The following is an 18,953-nucleotide window of genomic DNA, read 5'->3' on the forward strand; positions in this document are numbered from 1 at the left end:
GACGAACAAGTCTGCCAACACGCATGTTGCGGCAAGGCACTCGCCTATTCGCTTTCAAGCGAAATGCCGTGTTCCACCGAGCCGCGAAAACAGGCAGAAATAAAAAAAGGGGCCTGGAAGGCCGCCTTTCATTGATGCCGTCGTGGCCATCAGTCCTGCTGGACGACACCACGCAGATGGGTCAATTCCAGGATGAAGTGCTCAAGCTTGGACTTGTGCTCGTGATGCACGGCATCCTCGAGTTCCTTCTTCGCAGCTTCGATGCGGCGGGTCAGCTCGTCCTTGTTGAGCTCTTCAACCGGAACGGCGGACTCGGCAAGCAATGTGCAACCCGTCGGCAGAATATCGGCAAAACCGCCGAACACGACATAGTCTTGCTTCTTGCCGGAGCCGGAGCGGACGCTCACGATACCCGGCTTGATCGTCGTCATCGTCGGCGCATGATGCGCCATAACCGTCATCTCGCCTTCGGTTGCGGGAATGACGACCTCGGTCACCATCTCCGACAGCAGCAGACGCTCCGGCGAAACGAGCTCAAAGTTGAAATTGTCAGCCATCAGTGACTTACCTTCTCGGCTATGGCTTTTGCATCTTGCAATTTAGTCCCGCAGAACGGGCAGTGCAGTATCGCCTGGTCAAGATATCCGAGACCTTCCTCGGTCTGAACCAGCCCCACGACCATCATGATCACGCCGTTATCGGCACGGTAGACGGTCGGCGCTGCCGGCTCTGGAAGTTCCGCCACGACTCCCTTGAGGGAGTCGCAGCAGAATATCTCGTCCTGAGCGTCGCTCATTAAGCAGCGGCGAGCTTCTTGGCCTTCTCGATGGCTTCATCGATCGAGCCGACCATGTAGAAGGCGGCTTCCGGCAGGTTGTCGTATTCGCCGTTCACGAGGCCTTTGAAGCCCTTGATGGTGTCTTCGAGAGCGACCAGCTTGCCCGGCGAGCCGGTGAAGACTTCGGCGACGAAGAACGGCTGCGACAGGAAGCGCTCGATCTTGCGGGCGCGGGCGACGGCCAGCTTGTCCTCTTCCGACAGTTCGTCCATGCCCAGGATGGCGATGATGTCCTGCAGGGCCTTGTAACGCTGCAGCGTCGACTGAACCTTACGGGCAACTTCGTAATGCTCTTCGCCGACAACCATGGGGTCGAGCATGCGCGAGGTGGAGTCGAGCGGGTCGACGGCCGGGTAGATGCCCTTTTCAGCGATCGAACGCGACAGAACGGTCGTTGCGTCAAGGTGGGCGAACGAGGTCGCCGGCGCCGGGTCGGTCAAGTCGTCGGCCGGAACGTAAATAGCCTGGACCGAAGTGATCGAACCCGTGGTCGTCGTGGTGATGCGTTCCTGCATCTGACCCATGTCGGTTGCGAGCGTCGGCTGATAGCCCACGGCCGAAGGAATACGGCCGAGCAGAGCCGACACTTCGGAACCTGCCTGCGTGAAGCGGAAGATGTTGTCGACGAAGAACAGAACGTCCTGGCCCTGGTCGCGGAAATGTTCTGCGACGGTCAGACCGGTCAGAGCGACGCGAGCACGTGCGCCCGGCGGTTCGTTCATCTGGCCGTAAACGAGAGCAGCCTTCGAGCCTTCGCCGCCGCCATGCTTGTTGACGCCCGATTCGATCATTTCGTGGTAAAGGTCGTTGCCTTCGCGGGTACGTTCACCCACGCCAGCGAAGACCGAGTAACCACCATGCGCCTTGGCGACGTTGTTGATCAGTTCCATGATCAGAACGGTCTTGCCGACGCCGGCGCCGCCGAACAGGCCGATCTTGCCGCCGCGTGCATAGGGAGCCAGAAGGTCGACGACCTTGATGCCGGTGACGAGGATCTGCGCTTCCGTCGACTGCTCGACATAAGCCGGAGCATCCTGGTGGATGGCGCGCTTGTGGGCGGTGTTGAGCGGGCCTGCTTCGTCGACCGGCTCGCCGATGACGTTCATGATGCGGCCGAGCGTTTCGTCGCCGACCGGAACCGAGATCGGAGCGCCGGTATCGATGACCTGCTGGCCGCGAACGAGACCTTCGCTCGAGTCCATGGCGATGGTGCGGACTTCGTTTTCGCCCAGATGCTGAGCGACTTCGAGAACAAGGCGGTTGCCGTTGTTATCGGTTTCGAGCGCGTTCAGGATCGCCGGCAGTTCGCCTTCGAAAGCGACGTCCACGACGGCGCCGATAACCTGGGTGACTTTGCCGACAGAGCGGGTAGCTGCCTCAGCCATTTTCTTACCCTCTTTTCCTAACTCAGAGCGCTTCCGCGCCCGAAATGATTTCAATCAGTTCCTTGGTGATCTGCGCCTGACGCTGGCGGTTGTAGCTCAGTGTCAGCTTATTGATCATCTCACCAGCATTGCGCGTCGCATTGTCCATCGCGCTCATCTTGGCGCCCATTTCACCCGCGACATTCTCGAGGAGAGCGCGGAAAATCTGGACCGAGATGTTGCGCGGGATCAGATCGTCAAGGATCGACGCCGGATCCGGCTCGTATTCGTAAACCGCGCCGGCATGGTCTGCATCCTCGGCGACGGCCTCAGGAGCCTTGGCGGGAATGAGCTGCTGGGCGGTCGGAACCTGGCTGATCACCGACTTGAACTCGGAATAGAACAGCGTGCAGACGTCGAATTCACCGGCTTCGAACATCTCGATGATGCGCTTGCCGATCTGGTCGGCATTCTCGAAACCGATCTTCTTGACCTCGCGCAACTCCTTGCGCTCGACGATCAGCGACGCGAATTCGCGGCGCAGAATGTCATAACCCTTCTTGCCGACGGTGAAGATCTTCACCGTCTTGCCTTCGGCGACCAATTTGCGGACATGGTCGCGGGCGAAGCGGGCGATCTGCGAGTTGAAGCCGCCGCACAGGCCGCGTTCGGCCGTGCAGACGACGAGCAGGTGTACCTGGTCCTTGCCGGTGCCGGTCATCAAGACCGGCGCCCCGTCCGCATCGGTAACGGCCTTGGCGATGTTCGCCAGGACCGCATTCATACGCTGCGAGTAAGGCCGGGCGGCCTCGGCCGCCTCCTGCGCACGCCGAAGCTTCGCCGCGGCGACCATCTTCATCGCCTTGGTGATCTTCTGCGTCGCCTTGACGGAGGCGATCCGGTTTTTCAGATCCTTAAGTGAAGGCATCCGTTATCCGTCCTAACCTGGCCCGATTACTGGAAAGACTTGGCGAAGCTGTCGAGAGCAGCGGTGAGCTTGCCCTTGGTGCCGTCGCTGATAGCCTTTTCCGTGCGGATCGCGTCGAGGATGGCAGAGCCTTCCGAACGCAGATAGGACAACAGGCCCTGTTCGAACTTGCCGACCGATGCGACCGGCAGCTTGTCGAGGTAACCGTTGACGCCTGCGAAGATCACGGCGACCTGCTCTTCCGTCTTCAGCGGCGAGAACTGCGGCTGCTTCAGGAGTTCGGTCAGGCGGGCGCCGCGGTTCAGCAGGCGCTGCGTCGCAGCGTCGAGGTCCGAACCGAACTGGGCGAAGGCGGCCATTTCGCGATACTGGGCGAGTTCGCCCTTGATCGAGCCGGCAACCTGCTTCATCGCCTTGATCTGCGCCGAAGAACCGACGCGGGAAACCGACAGACCGACGTTAACGGCCGGGCGGATACCCTGATAGAACAGGTCCGTTTCGAGGAAGATCTGACCGTCGGTGATCGAGATCACGTTGGTCGGAATGAAGGCCGAAACGTCGTTGCCCTGCGTTTCGATGACCGGCAGAGCGGTGAGCGAACCGGCGCCCTTGTCGTCGTTCATCTTCGCGGCGCGCTCGAGCAGGCGCGAGTGCAGATAGAAAACGTCGCCCGGATAGGCTTCGCGGCCCGGCGGGCGGCGCAGCAGCAGCGACATCTGGCGGTAGGACACGGCCTGCTTGGACAGGTCGTCGTAACCGATAAGCGCGTGCATGCCGTTGTCGCGGAAATATTCGCCCATGGCGCAGCCGGCAAACGGAGCGAGGAACTGCATCGGCGCCGGATCGGAAGCCGTGGCGGCGACGATGATCGAGTACTTCAGGGCGCCGCGTTCTTCGAGAATCTTGACGAACTGGGCAACGGTCGAGCGCTTCTGGCCGACGGCGACGTAGACGCAGTAAAGCTTCTCGCCTTCCGGACCGCTCTCGTGAATGGCCTTCTGGTTGAGGAAGGCATCGAGCAGGATGGCGGTCTTGCCGGTCTGGCGGTCGCCGATGACGAGCTCGCGCTGGCCGCGGCCGACCGGGATCAGCGCATCGATGGCCTTGAGGCCGGTCGACATCGGCTCATGAACCGACTTGCGCGGAATGATGCCGGGCGCCTTGACGTCGACGCGCGAACGGCGGGTCGCATTGATCGGGCCCTTGCCGTCGATCGGATTGCCGAGCGCGTCGACGACGCGGCCGAGCAACTCCGGACCAACCGGGACGTCGACGATGGCGCCGGTCCGCTTGACGGTGTCGCCTTCCTTGATATCGCGGTCGGAGCCGAAAATAACGACACCGACGTTGTCGGATTCAAGGTTCAGGGCCATGCCGCGGATGCCGCCGGGGAACTCGACCATTTCACCAGCCTGGACATTGTCCAGGCCGTAAACGCGAGCGATACCGTCACCGACGGAGAGAACCTGGCCGACTTCCGAGACTTCTGCCTCTTTGCCGAAATTTTTGATCTGGTCTTTGAGAATTGCGGAAATTTCCGCGGCGCGGATATCCATCAGCCAACCTCTTTCAATGCGAGCTTAAGGGTAGAGAGTTTGGTACGAAGAGACGTATCAATCTGACGGGACCCGACCTTCACGATCAGACCACCAAGAATTGACGGATCAACCGTGACTGAGATCGTCACGTCTTTGCCGGTGACGCTCTTGAGTGCCGCCTTCAATTCGGTTTCCTGCGCCTGGGAGAGCGCATGCGCCGAGGTGACCTCGGCGGAGATTTCACCGCGATGATTCGCGGCGATGAGACGGAAGGCCCTGATCATGCCCGGCAGGGCAAACAGGCGGCGGTTGCGCGCCACGACCTTCAGAAAATTGGCGAAGAAGCCGCTGATGCCGGCTCTCTCGCTGATGGCGACAATCGCCTTCAGCTGATCTTCAGCGGAGAAAACCGGGCTTGCGACAAAGCGCTTCAGTTCGGCGCTCTCATCCAGCATCGCCTGGAAACGGTCAAGATCGGCGGTTACGCTGTCGACGGCGCCGTGTTCGAGCGCCAACTCGAAAAGCGACGAGGCATAGCGCTCGGCAACACCAGAAGTAAGCTGGGACGTGTCTGCCACTGGCACAAATTTCCCTGATTTCAATCCAAAATCCGGCTCTCGGCGGACGCCGAACCTATGATCTTGAATTCGTTTTGATTTCCCCCAGAAATCACAAGAGAAGCCTCTTGCTTCTTCCGAAATTCGGGGTCCGTCTAACATAGGATGTTCGGACTCGCAACACGCGTAATGCCCGAATACGCCTTTCGCATGAATTTCTGTTCGCAAAATTGCGCAATGGCCTGAAAGTGGGCCGCGCAAGCCGCCGCCGCGGCGAAAATTATGTCTGGAGGAAGCCGAAAACATACAGCAGCGGCAGTGCCGCGATACTCACCTGTACAACCAGAAGTAAATAGTTGAGATACGTACTCCCCTTATCTGACAGGATGGAGACGATGCGGGCGAACGCGGCCATGGCGAACGCCGCGCCGAAGGCCGTATAAATCAGCGGCTGAGCCAGCACGACGGCAGCGAGGCCAAGACCGAGATAGAAGCCGCCCATCGACCGGAGCTCGCTGAAACCTTCAGGCCGCTCGCCGCACGGCGCCAGGCCGAAGACCCGCATCGCAAGACCGGGCGCAAACATGATGACGAAGCCGGCAAAGGCCGTGAAGGCGGCTGCGCCGAAGGCAAGCTGCTCACCAAATTCCGTCGGAAATTCAAATTCCATGCCTCGACCCCAAATGATCCGCTGATTCTGCGTTTATGCCATGATCGGCCGCATCCGGAAACGCAGCGCGCGGAACGATCTACAGAAAGCTCTGCGGATCGATATCGAGCTGCACCTGCACCGATCCGCGCTCCTTCGGCGATTGCGACAGCATCGCCCGCAGGAAGCCCTGCATGTCGGAATTGCGCCGTCCGTGCACCAGAAGCCGGAAGCGGTGGCGGCCACGCACCAGCGCCAGCGGCGCCTCCGCCGGGCCGAGCACCGAGATGCCGGACACCTGGGGTGCGGCGTTGCGCATGCCGCGCGCATGGTTTTCGGCGTCGTGACGGGTTTCGGCCGAGACGATGATCGAGGCCAGCCGGCCGAAGGGCGGCAGCGCCGCGCGTTCGCGCTCGGTGATCTCACGCTCGTAAAAGGCATCGGAATCGCCTGATACAATCGCCTGCATCACGGGATGCTGCGGCTGGTAGGTCTGCAGCAGCCCATGGCTCTTGAGCCCGGTGCGCCCGGCCCGGCCGGTCACCTGCGACAGAAGCTGGAAGGTGCGTTCGGCGGCACGCGGGTCGCCATTGGCGAGGCCGAGATCGGCGTCGATGATGCCGACCAGCGTCATCAGCGGAAAATTATGGCCCTTGGCGACGAGCTGGGTGCCGATGACGATATCGGCCTCGCCCTTGGCGATGGCGTCGAGTTCCAGCCGCAGCCGCTTCACCCCACCCATGATATCCGAGGAAAGGACGATCGTCCGCGCCTCCGGGAAATGTCGCTCCACCTCTTCGGCGATCCGTTCGACGCCAGGCCCGCAGGCAACGAGATGGTCGAGCGTGCCGCATTCCGGGCATGCTTCTGGCGTGCGCTCGGCATGACCGCATTGATGACACTGCAGCTGCTTGCGGAAGCGATGCTCGACCAGCCAGCTCGAACATTGCGGGCATTGGAAGCGGTGGCCGCAGACACGGCAGAGCGTCAGCGGCGCATAACCACGCCGGTTGAGAAACAGCAGCGCCTGTTCGCGCCCCTCCACCGTCTTGCCGATCGCCCGGATCAGCACCGGCGACAGGAAGCCGCCGCGCTCCGGCGCGTGCCTGCGCATGTCGATGAGATGCAGGTCCGGCAGCGCCGCATCGCCGAAACGCGTCGGCAGGTGGACGGTGCTGTAGCGCCCGCTTTGCCCGTTGACCTGGCTCTCGACCGATGGTGTCGCCGACACCAGGACAACGGGAAAATCACCGATGCGGCCGCGCACCACGGCCATGTCACGGGCATTGTAGAAGACGCGATCTTCCTGCTTGTAGGCAGGGTCATGCTCCTCGTCGACGATGATGAGGCCGAGATCCTCGAAAGGCAGGAAGAGCGCCGAGCGGGCGCCGGCCACGACGCGCACTTCACCGGTCACCGCCTGGCGCCAGACTTTTTCACGCATGCGCGGCGCCAGATCGGAATGCCATTCGGCCGGTTTTGCCCCGAAGCGGTCCTGAAAACGCTCCATGAAACTGGCCGTCAGCGCGATCTCCGGCAGCAGGATCAGCACCTGCCTGCCACGTTTCAGCGTCTCGGCGATCGCCTCGAAATAGACCTCGGTCTTGCCGGAGCCGGTGACGCCGTCGATCAGCGATACGGCAAATTCGCCCTTACGAACGTCGGCGACGAGCTCCGCGGCCGCCTCTTTCTGCGGCCCTTCGAGATGTGCGGCGGCAAAATCGGGATCGGGCACCGCCACCACCGGCGGCGGCGGCAGGAATATCGTCTCGAAGATGCCCAGCGTGACCAGCCCGTCGACGACGCTGGTCGAAACACCCGCCGCATGCGCCAGGCCGCTGCGCGTCCAGGACAAGCCGTCGGAAGCGGTCTCGAGCACGCGCGCCCGCGCCGGTGTCAGTCGCTCCGGTACGCCGCCGACGAACTTCAGCCCCTCGACCATCGGCTCGGGCTCGAAGGCGTTCGGTGCCCTCAGCGCCATGCGTGCGACGAGGCCGGGTGGGGAGAGCGTATAGGCCGCCACCCAGTCGATGAAATCCCGCATCTCCCTGGAAAGCGGCGGGCAGTCGAAGACATGGCTGATCGGACGGAGCTTCTTCGGATCGACGCCATCCTCGCCGCCATCCCAGACAACGCCGATCACCTGTCGCGGTCCAAGCGGCACCTGCACGACCGAGCCGGGCTCGACCGCCATGCCCTCCGGCACCGAGTAGGAATAGGGTTTCGGCGCCGGCATCGGCACCAGCACCGGAACCGTTCGGTTCAGGGGCGGTGCTTCCAACAGCGCGCCAAAGAGATCGGACGAATCTGTGCTCATCGGGCGAGACCATGCCCGCAAATCGACGGAATTGAAACCGCAAAGACGAGGGCGCCGCATCGGGCAGAAATGCGGATGACGAGGCTTTGCCGAGATTGGCAACACCCTCACGAAATGGTTGCTCGGCAAGCGATTGGCCGCATAGATTGCCTGAAGATGTATTCGACCGCTGAATCGGAGCGCAGGAATGGCCAGACTGACCGCGGATGCCAAGGGCGTCTATGTGATGCGCCGTAACTCCCTTTGCCGATAACGGCGCGCTCGATCTCGAAAGTATCGACAGGATGGTCGATTTCTACGAGGGCGCCGGCGTCACCGGCCTGACGGTGCTTGGCCAACTCGGCGAGGCCCCGAAGCTGACCGCCGAAGAATCGCGCGCCGTGGTCGAACGCGTGTTGCAGCGGCTTGACGGGCGTCTGCCGGTGGTGGTCGGTGTATCGGCGCCCGGACTTGCCCCGATGCGTGAGCTTGCCGAAACCGTCATCGGCGAAGGTGCTGCCGGCGTCATGGTCGCGCCGCCCTGGACCGTCAAGACCGACGACCAGGTGTTCGCCTTCTACCAGTTGGTCGGTGAAGCCCTGGGCGATACGCCTTTCGTGCTGCAGGACTATCCCCTTACCACCAATGTGACGATCGCGCCCGCCGTCATCGAGCGCATCGTCAGGGAGGTGGCGAGCTGCGTCATGCTCAAGCATGAGGATTGGCCGGGCCTGTCGAAAATCACGGCGCTGCGCGCCGCCAGCGACACAGGCGGCATGCGGCGTATCTCCATCCTCTGCGGCAATGGCGGACTTTTCCTGCCCGAAGAAATGGGCCGCGGCGCCGATGGCGCCATGACCGGCTTTTGTTATCCGGAAATGATGGTCGGCGTCGTCGCGGCTTATGCGGCCGGAAATCCCGATCGCGCCCATGAGATCTTCGATGCCTACCTGCCGCTCGCCCGCTATGAACAGCAGCAGGGCATCGGGCTCGCCTGCCGCAAATATGTCCTCGCCAAGCGCGGCGTCATCAAGTCGGCCGCCTTGCGCAAACCGGGCGCCAGGCTTTCGGCGCTCGACATCGCCGATATCGAGCGGCTTTTGGCTCGCCAGGCCATCCGCCTCAAGGAGATCGAGGCATGACGCCGGACAGGAATTTCGATTTCATCATAGCAGGCGGCGGATCGGCGGCCTGTGTTGCCGCCATGCGGCTGGTGCGTGACTTTGGTTTTTCGGTGCTCGTCATCGAGCGCGGACCGCGCGACACGGCAAGGCTGATGGCCTTCCCCGCCGGCTATATGAAATATCTCGCCCGCGACGATTTTCTCGAGATGCACCATACGGTGCCGCAATCACAGCTCGGTGGGCGCGGACCGATCGTGCCCGTTGCAAAGGCTCTCGGCGGCGGCAGCGCCGTCAACGCCATGGTCTATATGCGTGGCCAGAAGGAGGATTATGACGGCTGGGCCGCCTATCTCGGCAATGAGGGTGAATGGTCTTACGAAGACATGCTGCCGCATTTCAAGGGTCTCGAGGCCAATAGCCGCTTCAACGACCGGTACCACGGCATATCAGGCAGTCTGCGTGTTTCCGAACCGCGCCACATCTCCGATACGACGGAGGATTTCATTTTGGCGGCACAGGGGCTTGGTCATCCCTATAATCCCGATTTCAACGGCGCGCGGCAGAACGGCGTCGGCATAATGCAGCATACTTTCGCGCCATGGGGCCGGCGCATAGAGCGATCGGATGCCAAAAAGGCGTTTCTCGATCCGCTTGCAGGCGACACCAGGCTGGAGATCGTCACGCAGGCTCGCGTCGATCGCATTCTGATCGAGAACGGGCGGGCCGTCGGCGTCATTTATACCAGCAACGGCGAAAGCCGCAGAGCCCTGGCCGGACGCGAGGTGCTCATCGCGGCCGGTACCTACAACAGCGCCAAGCTGATGATGCTTTCCGGCATCGGCCCGGCCGACCACCTTCGCGAACACGGCATCGCCGTTGCCGCCGATCTTTCCGGTGTCGGTGCCAATCTCCAGGATCACCACGAAGTTCCGGTCATCGCCTCGACGAAATCGAAATCCGGCTATTTCGGCCAGGATCGCGGCTGGCCGATGATCCGCAACGGCCTGCAATATCTGCTGTTCAATTCCGGCCCCGTCACCACGACGGGCATCGAATCCTGCCTCTTCTATGATCCCGATGGCGGCGACCGTCCGACGATCCAGCTGTATTGCGCGCCGATCGTTTATCTCGACCGCGACGTCTCGTCGGCAAAGCCGACCTATGGGGTCACCTTCACCTCCTGCCTGCTGCGGCCGAAGGCGCGCGGCAGCGTCAGGCTGCGCTCGGCAAACCCTGCTGAACAGCCGCTGGTCGATTGCAATTTCTTCGGCGATCCCGACGACCTCCGCCTGACGCTCGCCTCGCTGAAGACGGCGCGCCGGCTCCTTGAGACGGAACCTTTCAAGAGCAAGATCGCCGAGGAGATCCTGCCGGGACGATTGCTTCAGGATGAGGCCTCACTGGTCAAATTCGCCGGCCAGACGGTCAAGACCAACTACCATCCGTCCGGCAGCCTGAGGATGGGGCCGGCAGCCGATCCCATGTCGGTGGTCGACGGCAGGCTGAGGGTGCGCGGCGTCGACGGGCTGAGGGTGATCGATTGCTCGATCATTCCCTTTATACCGTCAGGCAACACCAATGCACCGGCGATGGCGATCGGATCGAAGGCGGCAAGCATGATTGCCGAGGATCACCAATGATGCGGCGGCGACTTCGCCCCGCTACCTGACCGTGTCATCCGACCCCAGGCCATTTCGGCAAGCTCCAGGAAGCTCGAGAATGTGGCTGTAGCAATCCTGCCCGACGGGCTGAAATCCGAGCGACTCCCAGAATTTCGCCGCCCCGTCGTTTCCCGCATGGACGGTCACGAAACTGCGGAAGCGCCGAGCGTGCTCCAGCAAAGCCAGCGCCAGCATATGGCCGACGCCGCGACCGCGCATGTCAGGACGAACGTAAAAGCGCCGCATCCGCAAGGCTGCCGGGATGGCCGGTTCGAGGGTCATACCCCCGATACCCACGAGTGCCTCGTCCACAAAAGCACCAAGCAGCCTTTCGCCGTCACGCGCAAACCTGTTGTCGCCAGCCGACCATTCATCGACGAGACGGGCAACATGGAAATGGCCTTCCTGCCGGGCTTCGCGCGCAAGCCACGTGATCTGACCGGGCAATTCATCGCGGAGAATGCGGATATCGGTTGTCATGGCGATGCCAACGCATCTAGACCGCAGGTACTGGAATCTCGCGCGGCAACGCCGCGGCCGGCATGCCGACCGGCACGAAGGTGACATCGCCGTCGCTGGCCAGATCATACAACGTATGTTTCTCCAGCGCCTTCGTCACCTCGTTGAGATCTCCGTCGAGATGCTCGGCGGGGATGAGGTTGCCGATGACGAAATCGAAACGGTCGCCGCATTTGTTCAACAGTTCATGAAAGACAGTCATGTCGCGCAGTTCCGTGGACCACTTCGCCAGCCAGTAGAACAGGCCGGAATTGCGCGCCGTCATGTGGACGGGAAGGATCGGCAGATTGTATTTGCGCGCCAGTCCGACAGCCGACGTCTTCCATGGGCGTTCGTTCAGCCGGCCGTTCGCCCAATAGGCGATACGGCCTGATGGAAAGAGCACCGTGGCCTTGCCTTCCCTCACCGCGTGGTTGGTCAATTGCAGCGTCTCACGCGCCTTGAGTTTGCTCTTGTGCTCCTCCCGCCACTCGACCGGGATAACCATCTCGGCGAAACGCGGATTGACGCGGATCGCATCGCGATTGGCAAAAAACATCATATCGGGCCGGCGCGTCTTCAGCAGGTCGAATACGGCGACACCGTCGGCAATGCCGGTCGGATGGTTGCTGACGAGGATGAAGCCGCCAGTCTCCGGGATGCGCTCGCCATTGGCGATGCCGATATCGAGCTTCAGCACGCTGCTCAGATATTCGAACGACTGGAAGCCCGGCATCTTGGCGACCGCATTGGCGAATTCGATCGCCTTGTTATAGCGCAGAAGGGTGTAGAGGAACGGCCGCATGACCGGCCAGAGCGGATGTTTCACGATCCTCTGGCCGCGTTCGGCAATCAGCGTGTCGACGATATGACCCGGCTTTCCCTGTGAAACGAGAGCGATCGCTTCCGCGAGTTGTCCGAAAGCCGTCATGGAGTCACGCCGTGCCATGAAAGATCCTGTCTCTGGGCTATAAGCTATCGCAGTGGAATATGATCTAAGGATGACAAAGGCTTGGCCGGCATTAGCAATTCCATAACCGTTCCTGTTTCAAATTGGCGGACTTGAAGGCAAATTCAAGGCCAGCGACGTGAACGAACTGCTTGTTATCGCCGATCCGCGCCTGATGGCGGAAAGGGCCGCCTGGCTCGAAAATCTCGCCCGGGAACGTCGTCTTTCCGAGCATACGCTGGACGCTTATGAGCGCGACACCCGCCAGTTCCTGACCTTCCTGACCGGCCACCTCGCCGGCCCGGTGACCCTCAGTGATATAAGGGAATTGCGCCCCGCCGACTTCCGCGCCTTCCTTGCCGCACGGCGCAAGCAAGGCTCCGGCGCCCGTTCGCTCGGGCGCAACCTGGCCGGCCTTCGCTCGCTGTTGCGCCATCTCGAAAAGAAGGGCCTGGTCAATGCCGCGGGTGCTGCCGCGATCCGCTCGCCGAAACAGCCGAAATCGCTTCCCAAGCCGCTGTCGGACACGCAGGCGATCACCGTCGTCAGCAACGAGGCCCAGCTCCACGACGAGCCTTGGATCGCCGCGCGCGATGCGGCGGTCATGACGCTGCTCTACGGCTGCGGCCTGCGCATCTCCGAGGCGCTGGATCTCGTTCCTGCAGACCTGCCGAAGGGCGCTGCGACGCTGCGCATCACCGGTAAGGGCAACAAGACGCGGCTGGTGCCGCTGCTGCCCGTGGTTTTCGAGGCGGTCGAGAAATATCGCGCGCTCTGCCCCTATCATCTTGAAAACGACGCGCCGCTGTTTCGCGGCGCCCGCGGCGGCAAGCTGCAGGCGGCGATCATCCAGCGCTCCATGCAGAAGCTGCGCAGCGCCTTCGGCCTGCCGGAGACGGCAACACCCCACGCGCTTCGCCACTCCTTCGCCACCCACCTGCTTGCCGGCGGCGGCGATCTGCGCACCATCCAGGAGCTGCTCGGCCATGCCAGCCTTTCGACGACGCAGGTCTATACCGGCGTCGATGCGTCGCGCCTGCTCGAGGTGTATGATCGGGCCCATCCGCGCGCCTGAGGCATGCCTGTGGCGGCGGCACGCAGCTCATCGGCAAGCTCAGCCCATGAATTCGACGGAATGCGATGCGCTAAGTTTTCGTTAACGCATTCTCTTAAAGGATTGTGCGCAAGCCGAGCGTAGAGCATGAAGCATAAGGCATATGACCGGAACATCATCATGACGACATCAATCGGCCGCCGGACCTCTTTCCTCGCAGCATCCGGCAACCTGCTGCTCTGGTTGATTGCAGCCTTCCACATGCTGCTTCTTGCGGCGCTGTTTATCGCGCTTCTGGCGGCGCGGCCGGCGTCGGCCGAAGACGGGGCCTGCACCGGCCGCAATCTGATGATCGACCTGCAGCAGAGCGACCCCACGCGGTACGCCGAGGCGGTCAAGGAAGCCGAGGCGGTGCCGAACGGCAAGGGCATCTTCTGGAAGATCGAAAAAGCAGGACTTGCGCCGTCATGGCTGCTCGGCAGCATGCATGTCACCGATCCGCGGGTGCTGGCCCTGCCGCCGCGCGCCCAGGCAGCCCACGACGCCGCCGATACGATCATCATCGAATCCGACGAGATCCTCGACGAACGCAAGGCGACCGCCGCCCTGCTGGCGCGGCCGGAGCTGACGATGTTCACCGACGGCACGACGATCGACAAGCTCCTGTCTGCCGAAGATTACAAGCGGCTGGAAGCCGGCCTCAAGCAACGCGGCATCCCGCTCAGCGCCGTCTCCCGTATGCGGCCATGGATGATCTCGAGCGCCGTCGCGCTCCCGGCCTGCGAACTCGCCCGCAAGGCCAAGGGCGTGCAGTTTCTCGACCAGAAGATCGCCACCGACGCCGTTGCTCAGGGCAAGCAGGTCAAGGGGCTGGAGACCCTTGCCGAACAGATCCAGGCCATGGCCGACCTGCCGGTCGAATTCCATATGAAGTCGCTGATCGAGACGCTGGAACTCGGCGACAAGATGAGCGACGTCGTCGAAACGATGACCGATCTCTACCTCTCCGGCGATATCGGCATGACAATGCCGATGCTGAAGACCGTGACGCCGACGAATGAAGACGAGGCCGGCGACTACGCCGCCTTCGAACAGCGCGTCATCCTCGATCGCAACAAGGTGATGGCCGAGCGCGCCGCTCCCATTCTCGACGGCGGCAACGTGTTCATGGCCGTTGGCGCCCTGCACCTGCCCGGCCAGGGCGGCGTCATCGAACTGCTGCGCAAGCAGGGTTTTACGGTGACTGTCGTAAACTGAAGCACGTCGCCCCAATAGTCAGCCGCAATGGCAACTGGCGAGATTGATAACCTCAGTTTGCATACGTTAGATGGCGCTCAGCCGAGCGTCATCCGGCGCAGCACATTGCTTTTCCAATAGAACTGATGGGCAAGCGCGCCCGCGACATGCGCCGCGATCAGCGCCCAGAGAATGATCTTCAGGATATCCGCGTGCAGCGAACCCGCGGGATTGACCCCAAAATAATAGGCGGCGATGCCCGTCAGCGGCATGGCGAAGATCAGGATATAGAGACCGGCATGCGCAAGCTTCGCCGCAAGACGGAAGATCGCCGGCTCCTCCGCGACTTCGACCGGCACGCCGTTGACGAAACGCAGCCCGAGTCTCACGACGGCGAGCAGCAGGATAGCGATACCGACATAGGCATGGATGTTGGCCGATGCAATCTGCTCCGGCGTCGGCACCTCGCCTCTGCGCATGAGCCGATGCCATATGTTCATGCCGTCAGGAAACAGCAGATTGAAGAAGATCAAAAGCGCCACCGTCCAATGAAGCGCGCGCTGGCTGAGGCTGTAACCCTTGGTGGACGGCTTTTGCATTTTCTAACCTTCGTCACGTGCCGATGTCTGCGATGTGCCAAAATTAAAACAGCCGCCTGCCTCACGGCAAGCGGCTGAACGCTTCATTACGAACATGTAAGATTACATGTGGATCGGCTTGAAGAAGGTCGCGAGCGCAGCTTCCTTGACCGCTTCCGACATCGTCGGATGCGCGTGGCAGCTGCGGCCGAGATCTTCCGACGAACCGCCGAACTCCATCAGCACGGCAATCTCGTGGATCATCTCGCCGGCGCCGAAACCGACGATATGGCCGCCGAGCACGCGGTCGGTGTCCTTGGCGGCGAGGATCTTGACGAAACCGTCGGTCGCCAGCATCGCGCGGGCGCGCCCGTTCGCCGTGAACGGGAACTTGCCGACCTTATAGGCGATACCCGCCGCCTTCAGCTCTTCCTCGGTCTTGCCGACCGAAGCGATCTCCGGCTGCGTGTAGACGACGCTCGGAATGACCTCGTAATTGACGTGACCATGCTGGCCGGCGAGGATTTCGGCCAGCGCCACGCCCTCGTCTTCCGCCTTGTGCGCCAGCATCGGACCCTTGACCACATCACCGATCGCATAGATGCCGGCGACATTGGTCTTGAAGTGACCGTCGATCTCGACGCGGCCGCGATTGTCGAGTGCAACACCCGCTTCTTCGAGGCCGAGCCCCGCCGTATAGGGCTTGCGGCCGGTGGCGATCAGCACGACTTCGGCATCGAGCACCACCTTGTCGCCGCCCTTGACCGGCTCGAAGGTGACCTTGGCGCCCTTGTCGCCCTTTTCGACGCCGGTGACCTTGGCGCCGAGATGGAAATCGATGCCCTGCTTGGCGAGCATGCGCTGAAACTGTTTGGAGACTTCGCCGTCCATGCCGCCGAGGATGGTGTCGAGATATTCGACGACGGTGACCTTAGCGCCGAGCCGCGACCAGACCGAGCCGAGTTCGAGCCCGATGACGCCGCCGCCGACGACGATCAGCGTTTCCGGCACCTTGTCAACCGCGATGCCGCCGGTGGACGAGATGATGGTCTTTTCATCGATCTCGACCTGCACGCCGGGAATGCCGGCGACATCCGAACCGGTGGCGATGACGATGTTCTTGCCTTCGATCTCCTGCACCTGGCCGTCCGCGGCGGTAACGGCAACCTTGCCGGCCGAGACGATCTTGCCGGTGCCCTGGAAGGCATCGATCTTGTTCTTCTTGAACAGGAAGGCGACGCCGTCGACATTCGCCTTCACCGTCGCATCCTTGTGCGCCATCATATTGCTAAGGTTGAGCGTCGGCGCCGGAATGTCGATGCCGAGCGCGCTCATGCCGTGACCGGCCTGATGGAACATTTCGGAGGCATGCAGCAGCGCCTTCGACGGAATGCAGCCGACGTTCAGGCAGGTGCCGCCATAGGTGGCGCGCTTTTCGACAACGGCGACCTTGAGGCCGAGTTGGGCTGCCTTGACGGCGCAGACATAGCCGCCCGGGCCGGTTCCGATAACGATCACATCATAAGACATTGCTTCTTTCCCTTTGGATTTTTCAATTAGTCGGCGGCGCGCGACAGCGCGAGGCGGGAGACGGCCATCAGGCCGAGGAATTCGAAGATGTAGCTCATATTGGTTTAGCCTTGTCTTTCTAACGGCCGCCGCTCACATTGAGGATCGATCCGCTGACATAGGACGCTGAAGATGACAGGAGATAGAGGATTGCATCCGCCACCTCCTCCGGCATGCCGGCCCGCTGCATCGGGACCGATGGCGCCATTTCGCGCGCCCGGTCCGGCAAGCCGCCCGATGCATGGAGATCGGTTTCGATGATGCCGGGCCGGACGGCATTGACGCGAATCCCTTCCGCGGCGACTTCGCGCGCAAGGCCGATGGTGAAGGTGTCAATCGCCGCTTTCGAGGCCGCATAATCGACATACTGCGTTGCCGAACCGAGGACCGCCGCCATTGAGGAGACGTTGACGATCGCCCCGCCCTGCCCACCATATCGGCGCGACATGCGGCGCACGGCCTCGGCGGCGCAGAGGATCGAGCCGGTCACATTGACGCGCAGCATGCGCTCGATCCGCTCGACCGACATTTCGTCGATCCGCTGCGGATAGTCGACGATACCGGCATTGTTGACCAGTCCGTCGAGCCGCCCGAACTGACGATCAACCGCCGAAAACATCGCGGCGATATCCGCGGCCTTGCCGACATCGCCCTCAATTGCCAAAGCCTCGCCACCGCCTTCGGTGATCGCGGCAACGACGGCGTCCGCCGCTTCGCGGCTGGTGGCATAATTCACCGCGACGCGCCAACCCCCGCGCGCAGCAAGCCGGCAGACCGCCGCGCCGATGCCCCGGCTTCCGCCGGTGACGAGAACAACAGGTGTATCGCTCATGTCGCACACTCCTTGAATGTCAGCACGTCCCAAGGCGCCACCGAGGCCTTGCCCTCGCCCCAGGCGCTGGATTCGCGAATGGCGGGACCAAGCCCGGGAAGCACCAGCTTTTCGGCGGCCGCAGTCCCCTCCGGCTGCAGATTAGCGATCTCGCCCTTGGCATCCATCCCATAGACGGCGCCCTGCCAGACCGTGCAGGCATCGAGATCGGCGCCGGTCACATCGCCTTCCGGACAGTTGAACATCAGGATACCGATGGCGCGCACCGGATCCTGCGATGGCATGACATAGCCTTCCATCACCACCGCCGTCTTCAGCGCGCTCATCTTGAACTGGTTGTTGGCGGCGGCCGACGCCGAATTCAACGGCGCGAAACGCAATTCATAGGCACCGTCGCGATCGACATAGACGGCTTGTTCCTGCTTGCAGTCGGTGCCCAAGACGGTCGCGGGAATGCTGAAAACCGCAGCGGCTGCGATTGCCGCCACGCCTTTCCGCCCCGCGGTGATACCGACCCGACCGCTCATTGCAGCTTCGGCTCCCTTCGCCCGTCGGCATTCTCGATCACAGCGAAATCCGTCAGCAGCACCAGCGCGTGACCGTCCCTGTCGAGTCCCCAGAAAACTGGATAGATGCCGTCACCCCAGCCGCTCCAGAACACCGCGACATTGCCCTTCTTGCCGGCGACCGGCCGGTGCAGCGCATAATGGCCCTTGGTGGCATCCAGATCCGCGGCCAGCACGTCGTCGTAATAATTGATGTCGGCGTCCGGTTTTTGCGCCTGCACCTGCGCTTGACGCTCGTCGATCCGATCAAGCGTCTGCGCATCCATGTAGCAGCCGACGCCGGCGTCGACGGGGTAGCCGAAGATTTCGTCGTCCTTCAGCGTTGCTGGATCTTGTCCGGGCAGGACGGCGAGCTCCCAATGATCCGGCTTGCCCTCGGCAAACCGCATGCTGGCGGCGGCGATGCGACCGAACGCCTGGTAGAGCGTCACCGGATAGTCGCCCGGCGCAACCGTCCTGGCGAGCGCCGGCCGATCGGGCTGGGCGAGCGGGTCGGCAGCGACGATGCGCCCCGAGGTCAGCTCGACATTGCCCATATGGATCGCGTTGATCGACCGTCCGGAGAGTTCGGTGTCACCGAGCGTCACCAGCTCGAAATTGCTGCTTGCCTTGCTGACGTCCCAGCCGGCCGCCGATGCGGAAACCGGGACATGCGCGGCGGCAGCGCAAAGAACAAGGCGCGCCGCTCGCATCATCCGGTTCCGCATCGAAAAGCT

18 protein-coding genes and 1 pseudogene are annotated in these 18,953 nt (G+C 62.3%); 4 read left to right on the plus strand and 15 right to left on the minus strand.

What is annotated here, in order from left to right; genetic code table 11:
- Positions 1-149 precede the first annotated feature (149 nt).
- From EFD56_RS06215 to EFD56_RS06250, 8 genes are all read right to left on the minus strand, one after another.
- Complete coding sequence (locus EFD56_RS06215; protein ID WP_012485463.1) at positions 150-557, minus strand: F0F1 ATP synthase subunit epsilon; 408 nt, start codon at positions 555-557, stop codon at positions 150-152.
- Positions 557-796, minus strand: a complete 240-nt coding sequence (locus EFD56_RS06220) for a hypothetical protein (protein ID WP_004679291.1) — start codon at positions 794-796, stop codon at positions 557-559. Before EFD56_RS06220 ends, EFD56_RS06215 begins: the two co-directional genes overlap by 1 nt.
- The gene (gene atpD, locus EFD56_RS06225) at positions 796-2,223 is read right to left on the minus strand and encodes a F0F1 ATP synthase subunit beta (RefSeq protein ID WP_012485464.1); all 1,428 of its coding nucleotides are present in this window, start codon (positions 2,221-2,223) and stop codon (positions 796-798) included. The genes EFD56_RS06220 and atpD overlap by 1 nt, the downstream gene beginning before the upstream one ends.
- 22 nt (positions 2,224-2,245) lie before the next feature.
- A complete protein-coding gene (locus EFD56_RS06230) occupies positions 2,246-3,130 on the minus strand; it encodes a F0F1 ATP synthase subunit gamma (RefSeq protein WP_004679289.1) in 885 nt (294 codons plus the stop codon).
- A 26-nt stretch (positions 3,131-3,156) separates the two neighbouring features.
- Positions 3,157-4,686 (minus strand): F0F1 ATP synthase subunit alpha, encoded by a 1,530-nt coding sequence (gene atpA / locus EFD56_RS06235; protein ID WP_126904947.1) that lies wholly within the window; start codon positions 4,684-4,686, stop codon positions 3,157-3,159.
- Positions 4,686-5,252 (minus strand): F0F1 ATP synthase subunit delta, encoded by a 567-nt coding sequence (locus tag EFD56_RS06240; protein WP_170965670.1) that lies wholly within the window; start codon positions 5,250-5,252, stop codon positions 4,686-4,688. The genes atpA and EFD56_RS06240 overlap by 1 nt, the downstream gene beginning before the upstream one ends.
- Positions 5,253-5,505: 253 nt before the next feature.
- A complete protein-coding gene (locus EFD56_RS06245; protein ID WP_126904948.1) occupies positions 5,506-5,895 on the minus strand; it encodes an AGROH133_08824 family phage infection protein in 390 nt (129 codons plus the stop codon).
- Between the two features lie 79 nt (positions 5,896-5,974).
- The gene (locus tag EFD56_RS06250; protein WP_126904949.1) at positions 5,975-8,191 is read right to left on the minus strand and encodes a primosomal protein N'; all 2,217 of its coding nucleotides are present in this window, start codon (positions 8,189-8,191) and stop codon (positions 5,975-5,977) included.
- Positions 8,192-8,378: 187 nt separating this feature from the next.
- Here EFD56_RS06250 and EFD56_RS06255 point away from each other — a divergent pair.
- Both EFD56_RS06255 and EFD56_RS06260 read left to right on the plus strand, forming a co-directional pair.
- Positions 8,379-9,312, plus strand: a pseudogene (locus tag EFD56_RS06255) (dihydrodipicolinate synthase family protein).
- Complete coding sequence (locus tag EFD56_RS06260) at positions 9,309-10,934, plus strand: GMC family oxidoreductase (protein ID WP_126904950.1); 1,626 nt, start codon at positions 9,309-9,311, stop codon at positions 10,932-10,934. The pseudogene EFD56_RS06255 and the gene EFD56_RS06260 overlap by 4 nt, the downstream one beginning before the upstream one ends.
- A 21-nt stretch (positions 10,935-10,955) precedes the next feature.
- Here the strand turns inward: EFD56_RS06260 and EFD56_RS06265 are convergent, their stop codons facing one another.
- Both EFD56_RS06265 and EFD56_RS06270 read right to left on the minus strand, forming a co-directional pair.
- Complete coding sequence (locus EFD56_RS06265; protein ID WP_126904951.1) at positions 10,956-11,435, minus strand: GNAT family N-acetyltransferase; 480 nt, start codon at positions 11,433-11,435, stop codon at positions 10,956-10,958.
- Positions 11,436-11,451: 16 nt separating this feature from the next.
- Positions 11,452-12,402, minus strand: coding sequence for a GNAT family N-acetyltransferase (locus EFD56_RS06270; RefSeq protein WP_126904952.1), 951 nt, complete (start codon positions 12,400-12,402; stop codon positions 11,452-11,454).
- A 139-nt stretch (positions 12,403-12,541) separates the two neighbouring features.
- On the opposite strand from EFD56_RS06270, the gene EFD56_RS06275 reads away from it, so the two are divergent.
- Both EFD56_RS06275 and EFD56_RS06280 read left to right on the plus strand, forming a co-directional pair.
- On the plus strand, positions 12,542-13,477 hold the full coding sequence (locus tag EFD56_RS06275; protein WP_126904953.1) for a tyrosine recombinase XerC: 936 nt from the start codon (positions 12,542-12,544) through the stop codon (positions 13,475-13,477).
- A gap of 159 nt (positions 13,478-13,636) precedes the next feature.
- Complete coding sequence (locus EFD56_RS06280; RefSeq protein WP_037117988.1) at positions 13,637-14,713, plus strand: TraB/GumN family protein; 1,077 nt, start codon at positions 13,637-13,639, stop codon at positions 14,711-14,713.
- A 77-nt stretch (positions 14,714-14,790) separates the two neighbouring features.
- Here the strand turns inward: EFD56_RS06280 and EFD56_RS06285 are convergent, their stop codons facing one another.
- From EFD56_RS06285 to EFD56_RS06305, 5 genes are all read right to left on the minus strand, one after another.
- Complete coding sequence (locus tag EFD56_RS06285) at positions 14,791-15,291, minus strand: cytochrome b (protein WP_085743424.1); 501 nt, start codon at positions 15,289-15,291, stop codon at positions 14,791-14,793.
- Between the two features lie 102 nt (positions 15,292-15,393).
- Positions 15,394-16,800, minus strand: a complete 1,407-nt coding sequence (gene lpdA / locus EFD56_RS06290) for a dihydrolipoyl dehydrogenase (RefSeq protein ID WP_126904954.1) — start codon at positions 16,798-16,800, stop codon at positions 15,394-15,396.
- A 118-nt stretch (positions 16,801-16,918) separates the two neighbouring features.
- Entirely contained in the window at positions 16,919-17,671 is a 753-nt protein-coding gene (locus EFD56_RS06295; protein WP_126904955.1) for an SDR family oxidoreductase, read from the minus strand.
- Positions 17,668-18,198 carry a hypothetical protein gene (locus EFD56_RS06300; RefSeq protein WP_085743426.1) on the minus strand — a complete coding sequence of 177 codons (531 nt, stop codon included), beginning with the start codon at positions 18,196-18,198 and terminating at the stop codon, positions 17,668-17,670. The genes EFD56_RS06295 and EFD56_RS06300 overlap by 4 nt, the downstream gene beginning before the upstream one ends.
- Positions 18,195-18,944 (minus strand): DUF4241 domain-containing protein, encoded by a 750-nt coding sequence (locus EFD56_RS06305; protein ID WP_126904956.1) that lies wholly within the window; start codon positions 18,942-18,944, stop codon positions 18,195-18,197. The genes EFD56_RS06300 and EFD56_RS06305 overlap by 4 nt, the downstream gene beginning before the upstream one ends.
- Between the last annotated feature and the right edge of the window lie 9 nt (positions 18,945-18,953).

Origin of the sequence: Rhizobium phaseoli (assembly GCF_003985125.1) — a bacterium.
GTDB lineage: Bacteria > Pseudomonadota > Alphaproteobacteria > Rhizobiales > Rhizobiaceae > Rhizobium > Rhizobium phaseoli.

Bases quoted from the DNA above. Each gene is read 5' to 3' on its own strand.
- EFD56_RS06295 (WP_126904955.1), bottom strand. From the start codon at position 17,671: ATGAGCGATACACCTGTTGTTCTCGTCACCGGCGGAAGCCGGGGCATC.
- EFD56_RS06220 (WP_004679291.1), bottom strand. From the start codon at position 796: ATGAGCGACGCTCAGGACGAGATATTCTGCTGCGACTCCCTCAAGGGA.
- EFD56_RS06270 (WP_126904952.1), bottom strand. From the start codon at position 12,402: ATGGCACGGCGTGACTCCATGACGGCTTTCGGACAACTCGCGGAAGCG.
- EFD56_RS06260 (WP_126904950.1), top strand. From the start codon at position 9,309: ATGACGCCGGACAGGAATTTCGATTTCATCATAGCAGGCGGCGGATCG.
- EFD56_RS06300 (WP_085743426.1), bottom strand. From the start codon at position 18,198: ATGAGCGGTCGGGTCGGTATCACCGCGGGGCGGAAAGGCGTGGCGGCA.
- EFD56_RS06250 (WP_126904949.1), bottom strand. From the start codon at position 8,191: ATGAGCACAGATTCGTCCGATCTCTTTGGCGCGCTGTTGGAAGCACCG.
- EFD56_RS06285 (WP_085743424.1), bottom strand. From the start codon at position 15,291: ATGCAAAAGCCGTCCACCAAGGGTTACAGCCTCAGCCAGCGCGCGCTT.
- EFD56_RS06265 (WP_126904951.1), bottom strand. From the start codon at position 11,435: ATGACAACCGATATCCGCATTCTCCGCGATGAATTGCCCGGTCAGATC.
- lpdA (WP_126904954.1), bottom strand. From the start codon at position 16,800: ATGTCTTATGATGTGATCGTTATCGGAACCGGCCCGGGCGGCTATGTC.
- EFD56_RS06280 (WP_037117988.1), top strand. From the start codon at position 13,637: ATGACGACATCAATCGGCCGCCGGACCTCTTTCCTCGCAGCATCCGGC.
- EFD56_RS06245 (WP_126904948.1), bottom strand. From the start codon at position 5,895: ATGGAATTTGAATTTCCGACGGAATTTGGTGAGCAGCTTGCCTTCGGC.
- EFD56_RS06215 (WP_012485463.1), bottom strand. From the start codon at position 557: ATGGCTGACAATTTCAACTTTGAGCTCGTTTCGCCGGAGCGTCTGCTG.
- atpA (WP_126904947.1), bottom strand. From the start codon at position 4,686: ATGGATATCCGCGCCGCGGAAATTTCCGCAATTCTCAAAGACCAGATC.
- EFD56_RS06230 (WP_004679289.1), bottom strand. From the start codon at position 3,130: ATGCCTTCACTTAAGGATCTGAAAAACCGGATCGCCTCCGTCAAGGCG.
- atpD (WP_012485464.1), bottom strand. From the start codon at position 2,223: ATGGCTGAGGCAGCTACCCGCTCTGTCGGCAAAGTCACCCAGGTTATC.
- EFD56_RS06305 (WP_126904956.1), bottom strand. From the start codon at position 18,944: ATGCGGAACCGGATGATGCGAGCGGCGCGCCTTGTTCTTTGCGCTGCC.